17 protein-coding genes, 6 tRNA genes and 1 riboswitch are annotated in these 16,396 nt (G+C 66.8%); of the genes, 13 read left to right on the forward strand and 10 right to left on the reverse strand.

From position 1 onward, the window contains the following. Positions 1–435, forward strand: a 435-nt coding sequence (locus AB4Y79_RS16470; protein WP_441864007.1) for a sugar phosphate isomerase/epimerase family protein, incomplete at its 5' end; no start/stop codon positions are given. A 119-nt stretch (positions 436–554) separates the two neighbouring features. Further along, positions 555–1,637, forward strand: coding sequence for a LacI family DNA-binding transcriptional regulator (locus AB4Y79_RS16475; protein ID WP_441864218.1), 1,083 nt, complete (start codon positions 555–557; stop codon positions 1,635–1,637). A gap of 201 nt (positions 1,638–1,838) precedes the next feature. On the opposite strand, the gene ybaK is transcribed toward AB4Y79_RS16475, so the two are convergent. Genes ybaK through AB4Y79_RS16490 form a run of 3 tightly spaced genes read right to left on the reverse strand, consistent with a single transcriptional unit; the run spans position 1,839 to position 3,777 of the window. Beyond that, positions 1,839–2,351 (reverse strand): Cys-tRNA(Pro) deacylase, encoded by a 513-nt coding sequence (ybaK, locus tag AB4Y79_RS16480; protein WP_441864010.1) that lies wholly within the window; start codon positions 2,349–2,351, stop codon positions 1,839–1,841. Positions 2,352–2,362: 11 nt separating this feature from the next. Next, a complete protein-coding gene (locus AB4Y79_RS16485) occupies positions 2,363–2,824 on the reverse strand; it encodes a SufE family protein (RefSeq protein ID WP_441864013.1) in 462 nt (153 codons plus the stop codon). Between the two features lie 29 nt (positions 2,825–2,853). Further along, positions 2,854–3,777: a sulfurtransferase gene (locus tag AB4Y79_RS16490; RefSeq protein ID WP_441864016.1), complete on the reverse strand. Its 924-nt coding sequence runs from the start codon at positions 3,775–3,777 to the stop codon at positions 2,854–2,856. 216 nt (positions 3,778–3,993) lie between these two features. Here AB4Y79_RS16490 and zapE point away from each other — a divergent pair, with 216 nt between their 5' ends. After that, positions 3,994–5,031, forward strand: coding sequence for a cell division protein ZapE (gene zapE / locus AB4Y79_RS16495; protein ID WP_441864019.1), 1,038 nt, complete (start codon positions 3,994–3,996; stop codon positions 5,029–5,031). Here the strand turns inward: zapE and AB4Y79_RS16500 are convergent. The 7 genes from AB4Y79_RS16500 to AB4Y79_RS16530 form a co-directional block, all read right to left on the reverse strand. Further along, complete coding sequence (locus tag AB4Y79_RS16500; RefSeq protein ID WP_441864022.1) at positions 5,028–6,260, reverse strand: benzoate/H(+) symporter BenE family transporter; 1,233 nt, start codon at positions 6,258–6,260, stop codon at positions 5,028–5,030. The two genes, zapE and AB4Y79_RS16500, sit on opposite strands and share 4 nt — an antisense overlap. 178 nt (positions 6,261–6,438) lie before the next feature. Further along, positions 6,439–6,702, reverse strand: a complete 264-nt coding sequence (locus AB4Y79_RS16505; protein WP_441864025.1) for an antitoxin — start codon at positions 6,700–6,702, stop codon at positions 6,439–6,441. Positions 6,703–6,840: 138 nt separating this feature from the next. Continuing rightward, a tRNA-Val gene (locus AB4Y79_RS16510) sits at positions 6,841–6,912 on the reverse strand. Positions 6,913–6,943: 31 nt separating this feature from the next. Further along, positions 6,944–7,016, reverse strand: a tRNA-Gly gene (locus tag AB4Y79_RS16515). Positions 7,017–7,070: 54 nt separating this feature from the next. Further along, positions 7,071–7,142, reverse strand: a tRNA-Val gene (locus AB4Y79_RS16520). A gap of 37 nt (positions 7,143–7,179) precedes the next feature. Then, positions 7,180–7,250 (reverse strand) — tRNA-Cys (locus tag AB4Y79_RS16525). A gap of 47 nt (positions 7,251–7,297) precedes the next feature. Beyond that, positions 7,298–7,370: transfer RNA gene (locus tag AB4Y79_RS16530), tRNA-Gly, on the reverse strand. A gap of 364 nt (positions 7,371–7,734) precedes the next feature. Here AB4Y79_RS16530 and AB4Y79_RS16535 point away from each other — a divergent pair. From AB4Y79_RS16535 to ribA, 10 genes are all read left to right on the forward strand, one after another. Then, positions 7,735–7,806 (forward strand) — tRNA-Val (locus AB4Y79_RS16535). A gap of 104 nt (positions 7,807–7,910) precedes the next feature. Beyond that, complete coding sequence (locus AB4Y79_RS16540; protein WP_441864028.1) at positions 7,911–8,771, forward strand: cytochrome; 861 nt, start codon at positions 7,911–7,913, stop codon at positions 8,769–8,771. 79 nt (positions 8,772–8,850) lie between these two features. Then, positions 8,851–9,453, forward strand: a complete 603-nt coding sequence (def, locus tag AB4Y79_RS16545; protein WP_441864031.1) for a peptide deformylase — start codon at positions 8,851–8,853, stop codon at positions 9,451–9,453. Further along, entirely contained in the window at positions 9,450–10,370 is a 921-nt protein-coding gene (gene fmt / locus AB4Y79_RS16550; protein ID WP_441864034.1) for a methionyl-tRNA formyltransferase, read from the forward strand. Before def ends, fmt begins: the two co-directional genes overlap by 4 nt. Continuing rightward, entirely contained in the window at positions 10,367–11,998 is a 1,632-nt protein-coding gene (locus AB4Y79_RS16555; RefSeq protein WP_441864037.1) for an RsmB/NOP family class I SAM-dependent RNA methyltransferase, read from the forward strand. Before fmt ends, AB4Y79_RS16555 begins: the two co-directional genes overlap by 4 nt. A gap of 71 nt (positions 11,999–12,069) precedes the next feature. Next, complete coding sequence (rpe, locus tag AB4Y79_RS16560) at positions 12,070–12,747, forward strand: ribulose-phosphate 3-epimerase (RefSeq protein WP_441864040.1); 678 nt, start codon at positions 12,070–12,072, stop codon at positions 12,745–12,747. A 39-nt stretch (positions 12,748–12,786) separates the two neighbouring features. Further along, a riboswitch (FMN riboswitch) is annotated at positions 12,787–12,934 on the forward strand. Between the two features lie 170 nt (positions 12,935–13,104). Beyond that, positions 13,105–14,244 carry a bifunctional diaminohydroxyphosphoribosylaminopyrimidine deaminase/5-amino-6-(5-phosphoribosylamino)uracil reductase RibD gene (gene ribD, locus AB4Y79_RS16565; protein WP_441864043.1) on the forward strand — a complete coding sequence of 380 codons (1,140 nt, stop codon included), beginning with the start codon at positions 13,105–13,107 and terminating at the stop codon, positions 14,242–14,244. Beyond that, positions 14,244–14,903, forward strand: a complete 660-nt coding sequence (locus AB4Y79_RS16570) for a riboflavin synthase (protein WP_441864046.1) — start codon at positions 14,244–14,246, stop codon at positions 14,901–14,903. The genes ribD and AB4Y79_RS16570 overlap by 1 nt, the downstream gene beginning before the upstream one ends. Continuing rightward, positions 14,900–15,652, forward strand: coding sequence for a 3,4-dihydroxy-2-butanone-4-phosphate synthase (gene ribB / locus AB4Y79_RS16575; protein WP_441864049.1), 753 nt, complete (start codon positions 14,900–14,902; stop codon positions 15,650–15,652). Before AB4Y79_RS16570 ends, ribB begins: the two co-directional genes overlap by 4 nt. After that, positions 15,649–16,383, forward strand: coding sequence for a GTP cyclohydrolase II (gene ribA / locus AB4Y79_RS16580; protein ID WP_441864052.1), 735 nt, complete (start codon positions 15,649–15,651; stop codon positions 16,381–16,383). Before ribB ends, ribA begins: the two co-directional genes overlap by 4 nt. Positions 16,384–16,396: the final 13 nt, after the last annotated feature.

The raw sequence follows: 16,396 nt of genomic DNA on the forward strand, positions 1-16,396 counted from the left end.
ACCACCGTCCGCACCCTCGAAGCCATCGGCCACCGCGAAGCCTTCGGCCTGAACTGGGACCCCTCGCACATGATGTGGCAGGGCATCGACCCCGTCTCCTTCATCTGGGACTTCAAGGACCGGATCTACCACGTTGACTGCAAAGATACCAAGATCCGCCAGACCGGACGGAACACCGTGATGGGCTCCCACCTGCCCTGGGGCGACCCCCGCCGCGGCTGGGACTTCGTCTCCGCAGGCCGCGGGGACGTCCCCTGGGAAACCTCCTTCCGCGCCCTGGCCGCCATCGGCTACAACGGCCCCATCAGCATCGAATGGGAAGACGCCGGCATGGACCGCCTCCACGGCGCCCCCGAAGCCCTCACCAACCTCAAAAAGTACGACTTCCCCGCCTCCCAAACGAGCTTCGACGCCGCCTTCAACAGCAAAGACTGAACGTCTGTATCTTTCCGGCACCAGCCTTGTGGCCAAGGTGGCATCGCCTAGGTCCCTATAACGGTCTGCGATAGAACTCCGGGGAGGTGCAGGCACCGCACCGTAAAGGATTCGCTTTGATGTTGCCAGCCGGTAGAACGACGCGGACGCGGCACCCTAAGGCCAGCATCGAAGATGTGGCCGCGGCGGCGGGCGTATCCACGGCCACTGTCTCCCGCGCAATCAGAGGTCTTCCGAGGGTCGCCCAACCCACCCGGACGAGAATTCTTGAAATCGCCCAAGCCCTGGGCTACACCGCGTCGGCCTCCGCCGCAGGGCTCGCCACGGGCAAGACACGAAGCATAGGCGTTGTGACTTCCTCCCTTCGCTACCCTGCGTACAGCGCTGCTGTTGAAGGAGCCGCGCAGGCACTCCGAGACCGGGATTACTCCCTGGTGCTGCTCCATCTCCCACATCCCTCCGCCAGTCCGCAGCTTCCCACGGACGTGAACATGCGACGTGTGGACGCGCTTTTGGTTCTGGGAGCCGGCACCCTAGGGAAAGAACAGATCGGGCAACTGCAGCGGAGCGGGATACCTCACTTCGTGATCGGTCTGCCCGGCACGCAGGATGACGTTGACGTAGCGGCTGCAACCACAGCAATTCGCCACCTGGTTCAGCTGGGGCACACGGACCTGGCCTTCTTCCATGGCCGACTTGCGGCCGCCTCCCGGATCAGTCTGCTGGCAGCCGGACCGGGCCCGTGGACGAGCGCTCTGCATGAAGCCGGCATCAAGCTAAGGGAAGTCAGGGTAGAAGGTGGGGCCGGGGCAATCCCGAGCAGCCGGAAGGCGTTTAGTTGTTTATGGGCACAGCCCGGGTCACTACCGACCGCCGTCGTCTGCGCTTCCGACGAGATGGCCCTGGGCGTGCTGTTGGAAGCCGAGCGGAAGGGCCTGAAGATTCCTGCAGATCTGTCCATCGTGGGAATGGACGGCCAGGATCTTTGTGAATCACTGGAATTGACGGCGGTCATTCACTACTCAGCCCGGAGGGCGGCACAGGGAGCACAAAGTCTCCTCGCCGCCCTGGAAGGTGACCGCGATGTCACGACCCCGGCCGTGTGGTCTCCAGAACTCGTGGTTCGGCAGTCAACAGCAGCACCAAGAAACGGGCCGACCTCCACAGTGGCTGCCACAATAGAATGCCGTACGAGCACGTAAAAGCCCATGCCTACCGCCTAAAACCAACAACCGCTTCGACTCCGGGTTCCCTTTGGTGCAGCCGCAGCGGGCGGAGCTCTGCTGGCCATCGGCTCATCCTTCAAGGCGAATACGTCCGGCACTGCCACATCCTGGAGCATGAGGACAGCGACATGATGCAGCGCTATGTCATTGAGTAGCGCCAGCTCCTCGACTGCGCCGCTATGGCCGGCAGCTGCCCGCAGCCAGCGAGCTGATGGGAGCCGCCACGGCGTCCGTGAGCCTGATCAGGTCCGCGGGTGCCAGTTCGATGTCCAGGCCGCGCCTGCCGCCGGACACCAGCAGGGTCTCCAGTGCCAGGGTGCTGGAATCCAGGACAACGGGGGAGGGCAGGCGCTGGCCGAGGGGGGAGATGCCGCCCAGGACGTAGCCGGTACGCCGTTGGGCGGCAGCGGGATCGGCCATGGCGGCCTTCTTCGCACCGAGCGCTGCGGCCATGGCCTTCAGGTCCAGGGTTCCGCTGACCGGCACAATGCCCACGGCAAGCCTCCCCTCGACGTCCACCATCAGGGTCTTGAAGACCTTGGACGGGTCGATACCCAAGGCAACGGCTGCTTCGGTGCCGTAGCTCCCGGCAGCGGGATTGTGGGTGTAGGGGTGCAACACAAAGGGAACCCCGGCCGCGGTCAGTGCCGCTGTGGCCGGAGTTCCCTGGAAAGCGTTCTTGCGCGCCATTGGTTGGGCGGTCAGCCGTGGACGCGTGAAGCCGCGGCCACCTTGCGCTTGATCCTGCCCAGCATGGCGGTCATGCCGCGCATGCGGAGTGGCGTGATGGCTCGGGTGAGACCCAGCAGTTCGGGCATGTCATCGGGGACTGACAGGATTTCCCCGGCGGACAAACCGTCCAGGCCCTCGTGCAGCACACCGGCGAAACCCCGCGTGGTGGGAGCCTCGGCCGGGGCCTTGAAGTAGAGGTGCACGACGCCGGCCGGGCCGTCGTCGTTCTTCTCCGTCTCAATGGTGAGGAACAGCGGCGACTGGCACTCCACTACCTGCTCAAGGAGTTCAGGGTGGTCCTTGAGGCGGTCGGGAAGATCGGGCAGCCCCTCCGAGAACTCCAGCAGCAGCTGGAGCCTCTCGGGTTCGGTCAGGGCCTGGAAATCGTCCACGATCGCCGCCAGGGCGGTTGGCAAAGCTTGAGTAGTCATCGTTCCAAGTCTACGCGGGGGAGCCGGCGTCAGGCTCCGACGGCGACAGGAACGGAACCGCGCCCGGCGCCCTTGACGATCGGTACGCGGACGGCGTTGCCCCACTCGGTCCAGGATCCGTCGTAGTTGCGGACGGTTTCGAAGCCCAGGAGGTACTTCAGGGCGAACCAGGTGTGGCTGGACCGCTCGCCGATCCGGCAGTACGCCACGACGTCGTCACCCTTGGCCAGGCCGGCCTCGCCAAGGTAGATGGCTTCGAGTTCTTCGCGGCTGCGGAACGTCCCGTCCTCGGCGGCCGCACGGGCCCACGGGATGGAAGCGGCGGTGGGGATGTGCCCGCCGCGCAGGGCACCCTCTTCCGGGTAGGCCGGCATGTGGGTCCGCTGGCCGGTGTATTCCTCGGGGGAGCGGACATCGATCAGGGGCTTGCCCAGGTGGGCCAGGACATCGTCCTTGAACGCGCGGATGGGGGCGTCGTCGCGCTCCACCACCGGGTAGCTGCCGACCGCGGGGGACGGCTTCTCCCTGGTCAGTTCGCGGCCCTCGGCAATCCACTTGTCCCGGCCGCCGTCGAGCAGCCGGACGTCCTGGTGGCCGAACAGCGTGAAGACCCACAGGGCGTAGGCGGCCCACCAGTTGGACTTGTCGCCGTAGATCACCACGGTGCTGTCCCGGGAGATTCCCTTGGACGCCGCGAGTTCGGCGAAAGCGGCACCGTCGACGTAGTCGCGGGCGACGTCGTCGTTCAGGTCGGTGTGCCAGTCGATCTTTACGGCACCCGGGATATGCCCGGTCTCGTACAGGAGCACGTCTTCGTCGGATTCGACCACGATGAGCTCGCCGTTTGCCACAGCGCCGCCCTCTATGGCGGCGGCCAGCCACTCCGTGGAAACGAGCCGCTCGGGGTGGGCGTAGGCTGCGAACTTCTCATTCTGTTCAACCGGGTAGGGCATGGCGTTGGCCTTTCACTAAGAGCACGGGAAACCGTGGGACCGGCATTGGAACCTGTTCCCACCCTAGCCAGCGCCTCCGGCGTTGTGCGTATTCCGTTAACAGGACGAAATGTTGGCTTGGTCACGGGTCCGTGCCGGGGGAAGGGGGCGGGCCCGTCTGCGGCCCCGGTTGCCGGTATCCTTTCTGGGGACCAACCACGAGCAGAACGGACCACCTTGGTACAGATCGAACAGCTTGCCGCCCGCACTCCGGCAGTTTCGGTGGACGAACTCCTCAAGGGCTTCTACCCGTCGCCGCGGTTCGGCGAGGTTTCCTTTTCGAGCTACCGCCCGGACCCCAAGCAGCCAAGCCAGGCAGCCGCCGTGCGCGCCCTAGAGGAATTTGCCGGCGGCGTGGGATCGGGCAACGGAGGCGGGCTTTTCAAGAAGCTGTTCGGCAAAAAGGACGAATCCAGGGCAGGGATCTACCTCGACGGCGGGTTCGGCGTGGGCAAGACCCACCTGCTCGCATCGCTGTGGCACGCAGCGCCCGGGCCCAAGGCCTTCGGCACGTTCGTGGAGTACACCAACCTGGTGGGCGCCCTGTCCTTCCGCAAGACCGTGGAGGCGCTGAGCAGCTACAAGCTGGTGTGCATCGACGAATTCGAACTCGACGATCCGGGCGACACTGTCCTGATGTCCCGGCTCATGCGGGAACTGGCCGACGCCGGCGTCAAGCTCGCTGCCACGTCCAACACCCTCCCCGGTTCCCTGGGCGACGGCCGTTTCGCGGCGGTGGACTTCCAGCGCGAGATCCAGGTGCTCGCGGACCAGTTCGACGTCATCCGCATCGACGGTGAGGACTTCCGGCACCGCGGACTTCCCGCAGCCCCGGCCCCGCTGAAGAACAGCGAACTGAACACGCACATGAAGGCGGAGTTCGACGGCCAAACCGTGGCGCAGGACGAGTTCTCTACCCTGATCCACCATTTGGCGGGCGTGCACCCCAGCCGCTACCGTCAGCTGATTGACGGCATCGACGGCGTAGTGTGGCGCAACGTGGAAACCATCAGCGAGCAGGCCGTCGCACTGCGGTTCGTCGTTCTGGCAGACCGGCTCTACGACAAGGACGTTCCCATCCTGGCCAGCGGCGTCCCATTCGACAAGCTGTTCACCGAGGAAATGATGAGCGGCGGATACATGAAGAAGTACTTCCGTGCCGTGTCCCGCCTCACCGCGCTGGCCCGTGAGGGCCAGAACCACGAACCCTCCTAGGTCCCGACCCGTTCCCCGACGCGGCGCTGCCGGCGTGGAACCAGGAGTGCCCGCACCGCCAGGCCAGCAAGGAGGGCCCAGAACGCGGATCCGATTCCGGCGAAGGCAAGGCCCGAGGCCGCCATCAGGAAGGTGACCGCGGGGGCAATCCGGTCTTCCGGGTCCGTCAACGCGGCCGAGACCGACGAGGCGAGGGTTCCCAGCAGGGCAAGCCCGGCCACTGCTCCCAGCATCCCCGCCGGTGCCGCGCCCACCACAGTGACCAGGGCAGCGGAAAATGCAGCCAACACCAGGTACGCCGGGCCGGACACGAAACCGGCGATCCACCGCCTGCTCCGGTCCGCGCCGGCCTCCTCGCCGGCGGCAAGCGCCGCGCTGAGCGCTGCAAGATTGATGGCGTGGCCGCCGAACGGTGCCCCCAGGATGGTACCCGCACCCGTCACCAGCATGGCGGGCCGCCACGGGGTTTCGTATCCGAACGACCGCAGGACTGCCACCCCGGGGACGTTCTGCGACGCCATGGTCACCACGAACAACGGGACAGCGATGCCCACCAAGGCCTGCAGGGTGAAAGCGGGAGTGGTCCACAGCAGGGCGGGCATGAGGGTTTCAGCGCCAATGGTGGTCCCGCCGGCGGCCAGGGAAACCCCGATCACCAGCAAGGCCACCAGCAGGGCGCCCGGCACGGCCCACCGTGGAGCGAACTTCATCATCACCAGCCAACACAGGATCACGGGCGCCACGAACAACGGGACCGTGCCCAAGGCCTTGAAGGGGGCCAGGCACAACTGAAGCAGGACCCCTGCCAGCATCGCCTGCGCAAGCGAGGGCGGGATGGCCGCCATCAGCCTGCCGAGCGCGGGCACCAGTCCGGTCAACGCCAGCAGTACACCCGTCACAAGGAAGGCCCCGACGGCGGCCGGCCAGCCGCCGTCGGGCGTTCCCGAAGCTGCCAGCAACGCGGCACCCGGCGTTGACCAGGCCAGCGTCACCGGAACCCTGGAGCGCCAGGCGAGCAGCAGCACACCAAGCCCGACGGCGAGCGTGACCGCCAGCAGTCCGGAGGCGGCCTGGGCAGGATCGGCGCCCACCGCCCTCAGGCCGGCCAGGACCACTGCAAAGGATGAGGTGAAGCCCACCAGGGCGGTGACGATCCCGGCCACAACGGGCCGGGAATCGATCCGGGCCCGGGCAGCCTTCGCAGCGGACGGGGCGGGGGAGTTGGACATACCGGCAGGTTACCGGCGCTGGTTTGGGAACCTGCAATCGGGGGCTGCAAGGGCTCCTTATGCGTGGAAGCCGCTGCCGGACGCCAAAAGCGCCGTTAAACGCCAAAGGCGCGGGCGCCGCCTCCCGGCGGGACCCGCGCCCCGTTGACGTGCAGGGGCAAAGCCCTGGCCAAATCCTTTACGGAGCCCTGTCGACCGGTGGAACCGGATTTTCAGGAGCTGCCGGCGGAACCTGCCCGGCGGCAGGTGCCTGGCCCGGGGTTCCGTTCTTGTCAATGAGCTTGGAAGCGCCATCCTGGATCTTGTCGACGTGGCCTGCGTACTTGCCGCCGGTCTTCGTGTCGACGAAATCGCCGGCCTTGGTGATGCCGTCCTTGATGGCCTGCTCGTTGCCGTGGATGAGACCCTGAGCCTTGCCCTTTAGATCGTCAATCAAACCCACGAGCACCTCCCTTCGATCGCGGAGCCAGGTCGCTCCTCGCGCCTTCGATCCTATCGGCGGCTGAAAGGTGTGCCAAGGGAATTCGCCCGGAGCGTAGGGTCGGACAACAAAAAAGCAGCTCCGGAGAGCTGCTGCGTGTGGGCGATACTGGGATCGAACCAGTGACCTCTTCCGTGTCAGGGAAGCGCGCTACCGCTGCGCCAATCGCCCGGAACCGGAAGACCGGTATGGGATATGAAAGAGCGGACGACGAGATTCGAACTCGCGACATCCACCTTGGCAAGGTGGTGCTCTACCAGCTGAGCTACGTCCGCGTTTGCAGGATAAACCGGTAAACCGGTGCTACTGCGGGCAAGTTGCCTTGCCAGTGGGCGATACTGGGATCGAACCAGTGACCTCTTCCGTGTCAGGGAAGCGCGCTACCGCTGCGCCAATCGCCCATTGCCTCCGGTAAACCGGAAACCATGGTTTTCACCGAGGTGGGTACGGGATTCGAACCCGTGTATACGGCTTTGCAGGCCGCTGCCTCGCCTCTCGGCCAACCCACCGTGTTAGCGTCAATTCCGAAGAATGTTTGCTGTGACAGTGTCCTGCGAGCGGACGACGAGATTCGAACTCGCGACATCCACCTTGGCAAGGTGGTGCTCTACCAGCTGAGCTACGTCCGCATTTTGGAGGGTTGATTCCCTGCCGTTTCCGGCATTTCCTCGCGTTCCAACGAGTAAAAACAATATAGGAGGTTCCGGGATTCTCCAAATTGCCCCCGGCTCCCAATGGTCATGCGGCTCCACTTCCGCGTCAGGACGCGGATTTCCAGACTTACAAGCGTGTAATTCACGACGACGGGAGGCGGCGGGAGCGGCAGTCCCGGGCGGATTCGTTTGCCACGAACGGGTTCTGCGGGCCGCCCGTCCTCCTCGACCGGGACGTCATTAAGTGGCGGGAGGCGGCCCCGGCCCCTATGCACGGTTGCTGCCTCCAGGAGCCGATTTTTGAAATGGCCGGATGGTCGGCTAGCATTCAAATGCATCGGGGCGATTGGCGCAGTGGTAGCGCGCTTCGTTCACACCGAAGAGGTCACTGGTTCGAACCCAGTATCGCCCACCGCAGAGGTCCGTTTCCGCTCATACGCAGCGGAAACGGACCTTTTTTGTGTTCGGATCCTGCGTCCGGAGATTTTGTCGGCCCCCTGTGAAAGAGTCTTTTGTATGACTGATCCGCTTCTTGCCCACGCCACTGAATACGGCCGGATGTACGCACGGTCTACGTCTGAACAGTTCTCCGTGCCTTCCATCACCACGGTCATCAGCCAGCAGCCGCACGGCCTCGACGGCTGGTTCGGCTACATGGGTGCGAGCAGCCTGGCCAAAGATCCCCTGCTGTCGGACTGTCTGGGGAGCCCGGCGAAAATCAAGCAGGCCATCAACCGGGCGGCGAAGGCCGCCGAAACCTACCGGGACGACGCCGCCAGGCGCGGGGACCGGGTCCACAACTACTGCGAGCAGGTGGCGCTCCGTGCGCTGGGTCGCCCGCACACCATGAAGGAAGCCCGCGAGGCCCTGGCCGCCAACGGGGAAGAAGCCTTCGCGGTCCGCTTTGACGAGTGGTGGGAGCTCTTCCGGGTGGAGCCCATCGCCCCGGAAATCACGGTCTGGAACCAGTCGGTGGGCTACGCCGGAACCCTCGACCTCGTAGCCCGCATCAACGGCCGCGTTTGCCTGATCGACTACAAGACCAAGGGCACCACCCGCGACGGACTGGTCAAGCCGCTCGATGACAAGGTGGTCATGCAGCTGGTCGCCGGAATGAAGGCCGAAGAGAGCCTGCTGGATCCGGAAGCCGGAACCTGGGAGCCCTGGAAATACGGCGACAACCCGGTCCTGCTGGCCGTCGCCATCGGTGAAACTGAGGTGCGGCCCGTCCGCGCCAACCCCGAGGTCCTCAAGCATCACTGGTGGAAGTTCTGCGCCTTGCGCCGGGTATGGGAACTGTCCGCGGACACCCACAGTGCCGGCACGGCGCTGCTGCCCATCGCGCCGCCGCCGCTGGCCCAGGCCCGCACCGCCTAGGGCAGGAGCCGCCACGGCAGGGGACTGCACCTAAACTGGACAGGTTCCCCTTTCCGCCAACCGTGAGGAATAACTGCGCATGGCTATCCTGAATATCCGCATCATTGGTGATCCTGTGCTGCGCACAGTGGCCGATCCCGTGACGGAATTCGGACCCGAGCTTGCCAAACTGGTCGCCGACATGACCGAAACCATGGAGGACGTGGAGGGCGCCGGGCTCGCCGCCCCGCAGGTCGGCGTCAGCAAGCGCGTCTTCACCTACCGCATCGACGGCGTCGAAGGCCACATCATCAACCCGGTGCTGGAAAACAGCGAGGACTACCAGCCGGACCATGTGGAGGGCTGCCTCTCCATCCCGGGGCTCGGATTCCCGGTCCGCCGCTTCCGCACCACCCGGGTCACCGGAGTCGACATGCACGGCAACCCGGTGACGGTCGAAGGCGAGGGACTGCTCGCCCGGTGCTTCCAGCATGAAACCGACCACCTGGACGGCATCCTCTACACCGACCGGCTGGAGGGCGACGACCGGAAGGCAGCGCTGCGCTCCATTCGCAACGCCAACTACGACGCCGTCACCGAACGCACCACGGCAAAGCGGGCCAAGAGTGTCGGGTCCAGCTTCGGCGGCGCAAGTTTTGGTGGGCCCGGCGCCTCCGGCTCCAGCTTTGGCGCCCCCGAATGAGAGTCCTGTTCGCCGGTACACCGGCCGTCGCCGTTCCGTCGCTCGATGCCCTGGTCAACGCCGGCTTTGAGGTGGTCGCGGTCCTGACCCGCCCCGATGCGCCGCTGGGCCGGAAGCGCGTGCTGACGCCGTCCCCGGTAGCCCGGCGGGCCGCTGAGCTCGGCATCGACATCATTCATGCGGCCAAAGTCGACGCCGACACCACCGCACGCATCTCGGCGGCCGCGCCGGACGTGGCAGCCATCGTCGCTTACGGCGGCCTGGTCCCGCCGGCCGCGTTGGCAATACCCCGCCACGGCTGGGTCAACCTGCACTTCTCCCTGCTGCCGTCGTGGCGCGGGGCGGCGCCGGTACAGCGGGCCGTGATGGCCGGCGACGACCTCACCGGCGCCGTCACTTTCCGGCTTGAAGAAGGACTCGATACCGGTCCCGTCTTCGGAACCCTGACCGAACCCGTGGGCGCCCACGACACCGCAGGCGACCTGCTCGAGCGGCTTTCGCACAGCGGAGCGGTCCTGCTGGCGCAGACACTCTCGGCCATCGACGCCGGAAAAGCGGCGCCGCAGCCACAGGTGGGTGACGTCACACTGGCACCGAAGCTGACCTTGGACGATGGCCGCCTCACTTGGGCCCACCCGGCTCTCGCCATTAGCAGGCGGGCGCGCGGCGTCACCCCCGAGCCCGGCGCCTGGACCATGCTGGACGGACAGCGGATCAAGCTCGAGCCCGTCCGGCTCCGGCCGGACATTGCCGGCCTTGCGCCGGGGGCGGTGTCAGTCCAGGAAAAGAGCGTTCTGGTGGGAACGGGGTCGCACGCGGTGGAACTCATCCGGATCCAGCCCGCCGGAAAGAAAATGATGGCTGCCGCCGACTGGGCGCGCGGTCTGGCTTCAGTGGAGGGCGTGGTGTTCGAATGAGCGGTTCCGGAGCAAACCCGGGCGGCCAGGGCAGGCCCGGAGGGCGTGGCAAGGCCGGGCAGAACGGCCAGGGCAGCAGCGGTGGATCTGCGGGCAGCGGCCGCGGCGACGGCGGTCCCGGCGATGCCAGCCGGCGGAACGCCAAGGGAAGGGAACGCAACCGGGGGCCGCAACGGAGCTTCACCGAACAGGCGCCGTCACAGCGGACCAGGCGCGCCGACCCCGCCCGGCTGGTGGCCTTCGAGGTGCTGCGCGCTGTGGCACAGGACGATGCCTACGCCAACCTGGTGCTGCCCGCACGGATCCGGCACCACCATCTGGACAAAAGGGACGCCGGCTTCGCCACGGAATTGAGCTACGGTGCCCTGCGCAGCCAGGGCACCTACGACGCCATCCTGGCCCGGTGCGTGGACAGGCCCCTTGACCAGCTTGATCCGGCCGTCCTCGACGCCCTCCGGATCGGCGTCCACCAGTTGCTGGCCATGAGGGTCCCGGCCCATGCGGCATTGGACCAGACCGTTGGGCTTGCCCGCGCCGTCATCGGTGCGGGCCCCTCGGCACTGATCAACGCAGTCCTCCGCAAAGTCACGGCCCGCACCCTTGATGAATGGCTGGACCTGCTGGTGGCGGGGGAAACCGACGAAACGAAGATCGCTTCGCTGCGGTACGCCCACCCGGAGTGGATTGTTCGGGCCATGCGGCAATCGCTGGTGGCGCATGGCCGGCCCGCTTCGGAGATCAACGCGCTGCTGGAAGCTGACAACGCCGCACCCGTGGTCAACCTGGTGGCCCTGCCCGGGCTCGGGAGCCTGGATGAGGCCCTGGAAACCGGTGCCACCCCCGGTGAACTGGTGGAGGGATCCGCGCTGTCCAGCGGCGGGGACCTGGGCCGCCTGTCCTCTGTCCGCGCCGGAACCACCCGGGTACAGGACGTCGGTTCCCAACTGGTGGCCAGGGCGCTGGCCGCCGTCGACCTCGGCACGGCGGCTGACGCCGGCACCGGACCCAACGCAGCGGCGGACCGTTCCCGCGAGGCGTGGCTTGACCTGTGCGCCGGGCCCGGCGGGAAGGCGGCACTGCTGGGGGCACTGGCGCACCAGCGGGGGGCCACGCTCCTGGCGAACGAACCGGCACCGCACCGGGCAAAGCTCGTGGGCCAGGCGTTGGCCGCCGTGCCGAACGACAGCTGGCAGGTCCGCACCGGAGACGGCCGTGATGTGGGGGCTGAGCAGCCCGAAGGCTTCCACCGCGTCCTGGTTGATGTTCCCTGCACAGGCTTGGGAGCGCTGCGCCGCCGTCCGGAGTCCCGGTGGCGGCGATCGCCCAAGGACATCGCAGACCTCGGTCCCCTGCAGCGCGAGCTTCTGGCGTCCGCCCTGGCAGCCGTCCGGCCCGGAGGAGTGGTGGCGTATGTCACATGCTCGCCGCATCCGGCCGAAACCACCGCCGTTGTGGCTGACGCCATCCGGAAACGCGACAACCTGGAACTCCTTGACGCCGGGGCCGCCCTGGACGCTGTCAGCCTGACCGGCGACCTCGGCGCCGGGCACGAGCTGACGGCCCAGCTCTGGCCCCACATCCACCACACGGACGCCATGTTCCTGGCCCTCATCAAAAAGAAGTCCTGATCAAGAAAAGTCCTGCGCAGGCAGGAACTTTCTTCCCATACACACCAGCACCTTCAGCGAAAGGCACTTCCGTGGCGCAATGCTGCATCAACCCGAGCATCCTCTCCGCCGACTTCGTCAACCTTGAGGCCGAACTGCAGCGGATCAGCAATGCCGACGCCGTGCATGTGGATGTGATGGACAACCACTTCGTCCCCAACCTGACCCTCGGGCTGCCGGTGGTGCAGCGGATCCAGGCGGTCAGCCCCGTTCCGCTTGATGCCCACCTGATGATTGCCGATGCTGACCGCTGGGCGCCCGGGTTTGCCGACGCCGGGCTGGCGTCGGTCACCTTCCACGCCGAGGCCTCCATCGCACCCATCAAGCTCGCGCGGGAACTGCGCAGCAGGGGAGCCAAGGCCGGGATGGCCCTTCGCCCGGCCACGGCCATTGAGCCGTACCTGGACATGCTGCCGGAACTGGACATGTTGCTGATCATGACGGTGGAGCCGGGCTTCGGCGGCCAGGCGTTCCTGGATCTCACGCTGCCCAAAATCCGCAGGGCCCGGGCAGCCGTTGACGGTTCGGGACTGGGAGTGGCCATCCAGGTGGACGGCGGCATCACCGAAGAGACCATCACCCGGGCGGCCGAGGCCGGCGCCAACGTCTTCGTGGCCGGTTCCGCGGTCTACGGCGCGGACGATCCCTCCGCAGCCATCGACCTCCTCCGCGCCAAGGGAAGCCGGACATTACGTGCGGCGACGGAATAACCGGCGCCCCCTGCCGGTTGTGGCACAATAACAACACACATACGTGCTCCGGGGTCGGTGTAAGTCCGAACCGGCGGTGACAGTCCGCGACCCGCGAGCCGGCGCCCTCCAACGAGGACCCGGCAGACGGTTGAACCGGTGGAATTCCGGTACCGACAGTTAAAGTCTGGATGAGAGAAGCACGTACAGCTGTATCTGCGGGCCTTTGGGCTCCGCAGCGTTCTGCTGTCGTATATCCCCGGAGCCATCGCGGTTCGAGAGGGAAGGAACGACACGAATGAACCCCCAGCGATGGCTCTTAAATGCCGCAAGTCCTGCTGCTTCCACGCCAGGCACCAACTACCCGATGGCCACCGCATGAGCGGCGCAGTTGAGCTGAAGCCCGCCGCCGGAGTGGTCACGGCCTTCACTACCCATGAAGTAAGTGCCATGGAGCACGCCCTCCAGGCAGCCCTGCAGGGTCCGCGGGGTGCCAACCCCCTGGTGGGCGCCGTCGTCGTCGGACCCGACGGCCGCCACCTCGTCACCGGCTACCACCGCGGAGCCGGCACCGCCCACGCCGAAGCCGACGCAATAGCCCAGGCTGCCGCCGTCGGCCTGGATCTCTCCGGCTGCACCATAGTGATCACGCTCGAACCCTGCAACCACGTGGGCCGCACCGGGCCGTGCACGGAAGCGATCATCGCCGCAGGGATCACCGACGTGGTCTACGCCGTTGACGATCCCCACGACCCCGCCGCCGGGGGAGCGGCCACCCTCCGCGACGCCGGAGTCCGGGTCCGCAGTGGCCTCGGCGCCGACGAGGCGCTGGACCTGAACCGGCAGTGGTTTGAGGCAGTTGCTGCCAAACGGCCCTTCGTTACGCTGCACATCGCGCAAACCCTGGACGCCCGGATCGCCGCGGATGACGGCACCAGCCAGTGGATCTCCAGCCCGGAGTCGCTGGCGGACAACCACGGGATCCGCAGCCGCATCGATGCCATCCTGGTGGGCACCCAGACCGTGCTGGTGGACAACCCCCGCCTGACCGCCCGCAACCCCGCCGGTGGACTCGCCGCCAAACAGCCCGTGCGGGCCGTCATGGGGCTCCGGGACATTCCCCACGACGCCGCAATCCGTGGTGACGACGGCCTGGCCACCCACCTGCCCACGCGGGATCCCGCCGAAGCACTCTCCATGCTGTACGGTGCCGGAGCCCGCCACATCATGGTGGAGGGCGGATCCCGCATCCTCAGCTCGTTCCTGTCGGCCGGGCTGGTGGATGAACTGATCGTGTACCTCGCCCCCACCCTGCTGGGATCCGGCACCCCCGCCCTGGACGGGCTGGGCATCACCACCCTTGCCGACGCCCAGCAATGGGAATGGGATGCATCCGACGGCGGCGCAGTGCGGACGCTGGGCCGGGACCTAAGACTTCACCTAAGACCGCAACGAAGAGTTGCACTGGACCACCAACCAACCCGCGATACCGCGGACCAAGCCCAGGGAGGCCGCTGATGTTCACCGGAATTATTGCTGAGCAGGGGCACGTGCTGTCCGTGGAGCGTGACGGCGACACCAGCGCCACCGTCCGGCTGCACGCACCCGCGTCCACGGAGGGCCTGGCACTTGGCGGTTCCATCGCCGTCAACGGGGTCTGCCTCACCGCGACCGCCATAGATGGCAAGGAGTTCAGCGTCGACGTCATGGGCGAGACCCTGGTCAGGAGCACCATCGGCGAACTCGCCGCCGGCGACTCCGTCAATCTGGAACGCTGTGTCCCTGCCGGCGGCCGCCTGGACGGGCATGTGGTGCAAGGCCACGTGGACGGAGTGGGGGTCCTGCTGGAACGCGAACCCCAGGGCAACTGGGAGCGGCTGCGTTTCGGCGTGCCCGCCAATCTGGCCCGCTACATCGCAGAAAAAGGCTCCATCGCCATCGACGGCGTCTCCCTCACCGTGACTGCCGTCAGCCCGGCGGCCGAGCAGGAACCCTGGTTCGAGGTGGGCCTCATCCCCACCACGCTGGCGGAGACCGGCCTGGGCGCCAAACACACCGGCAGCCGGGTGAACCTGGAAGTCGACGTCCTGGCCAAGTACACCGAGCGGCTGCTTGCCTTCCGCCAACCCGGTGTTGAAGCCGCCGGCGAAGCCGCCATCGCAGGAGGCGCACGGTGAACGCCGCAATACGCCTGGAAGCCGCCGTCGCCGGAGAACCGGCAGCCAGCCAACCCCTGGCCGAGGCCCAAGCACCCGGCAAAGGCCTGGACCGCATCGAGGACGCCGTGCGCGCCATGGCCGCCGGCCGGCCGGTGCTGGTGGTCGACAATGAAGACCGCGAGAACGAAGGCGACATCATTTTCGCCGCCCAGCACGCCACACCGGCGCTGATGGGCTGGACCATCCGGTACAGCTCAGGGGTGATCTGCGTGCCGCTGACGGGTGCACGCGCCGATGAACTGGAACTGCCCCCGATGACGGCCGTCAACCAGGATGCGAAGGGAACCGCCTACACCGTCTCCTGTGATGCGGCCACCGGCGTCAGCACCGGAATTTCCGCGACGGACCGTGCCTTGACCGCCCGCATCCTGGCGGACCCGCACGCCGGCCCGGCCTCCGTGACCCGTCCGGGGCATATTTTTCCGCTCCGTGCGGTTGAGGGTGGTGTGCGGGAGCGCCAGGGCCACACCGAGGCCGCGGTGGACCTGTGCCGCCTTGCCGGCCTGGAGCCGGTCGGGGTGATCGCGGAAGTAGTGTACGACGACGGTGAAATGATGCGCCTGGACGGTCTCAGGACGTTCGCGGCCGACCATGGGTGCCCGCTGATCTCGATCGAGGACCTGGTGGCGTATCTTGAAGCCGGGGCCGGGGGAACCCAGCGCGAGGAGGTCCGGGTAACACCGGGCGAAGAGAAGGAGAAGCCATGACGGCACAGGCAGCCAGAGACGACAGCCACCAGGACGGCCACCGGGACCACCGCTCCGTACCCGGCGCCGGGACCTACCCCGTCAGCGGAGGCCCCGTTGTACAGCTGCCCACCGCCTTCGGCGACTTCGTGGCCCAGGCATGGACAGACGTCCTCACCGGCGTTGAACACCTCGCCGTCAGCTCGCCCAACGCGCCTACTGACGGCAAGGCCCCCTTGGTGCGGCTGCACTCGGAGTGCCTCACAGGTGACGTCTTCGGCTCCTACCGGTGCGACTGCGGGGAACAGCTCGCCTTCGCGCTGGAAGTGATCCGGGACAACGGCGGCACGCTGCTCTACCTGCGCGGCCAGGAAGGCCGCGGCATCGGGCTTGCCAACAAGATCAAGGCCTACGCGCTGCAGGAAGCCGGCTTCGACACCGTGGAAGCCAACGAGCAACTGGGCCTCCCGGTTGACGCCCGGTGCTACAAGGCCGCGGCCCAGATCCTCGCCGAAATGGGACTGCACGAGGTCCGGCTGCTGAGCAACAACCCGGACAAGCAGAACAGGCTGGCCCAGGCAGGCGTCAAGGTAGTGGAAATGGTCCCCACGGAGGTTCCATCCCGCGAGCAGAACATCCGGTACCTGCGCACCAAGAAGGACAGGATGGAGCACCGGCTCCTGCTGGACACCGACGTGGCATCCGTGCCCGTGACAGCCCCCGAATCCCCGTACGACCACGAACAAGACTGAACGGAACACGACA

This window comes from Pseudarthrobacter sp. YAF2 (assembly GCF_052113345.1).
Classification (GTDB): Bacteria; Actinomycetota; Actinomycetes; order Actinomycetales; family Micrococcaceae; genus Arthrobacter.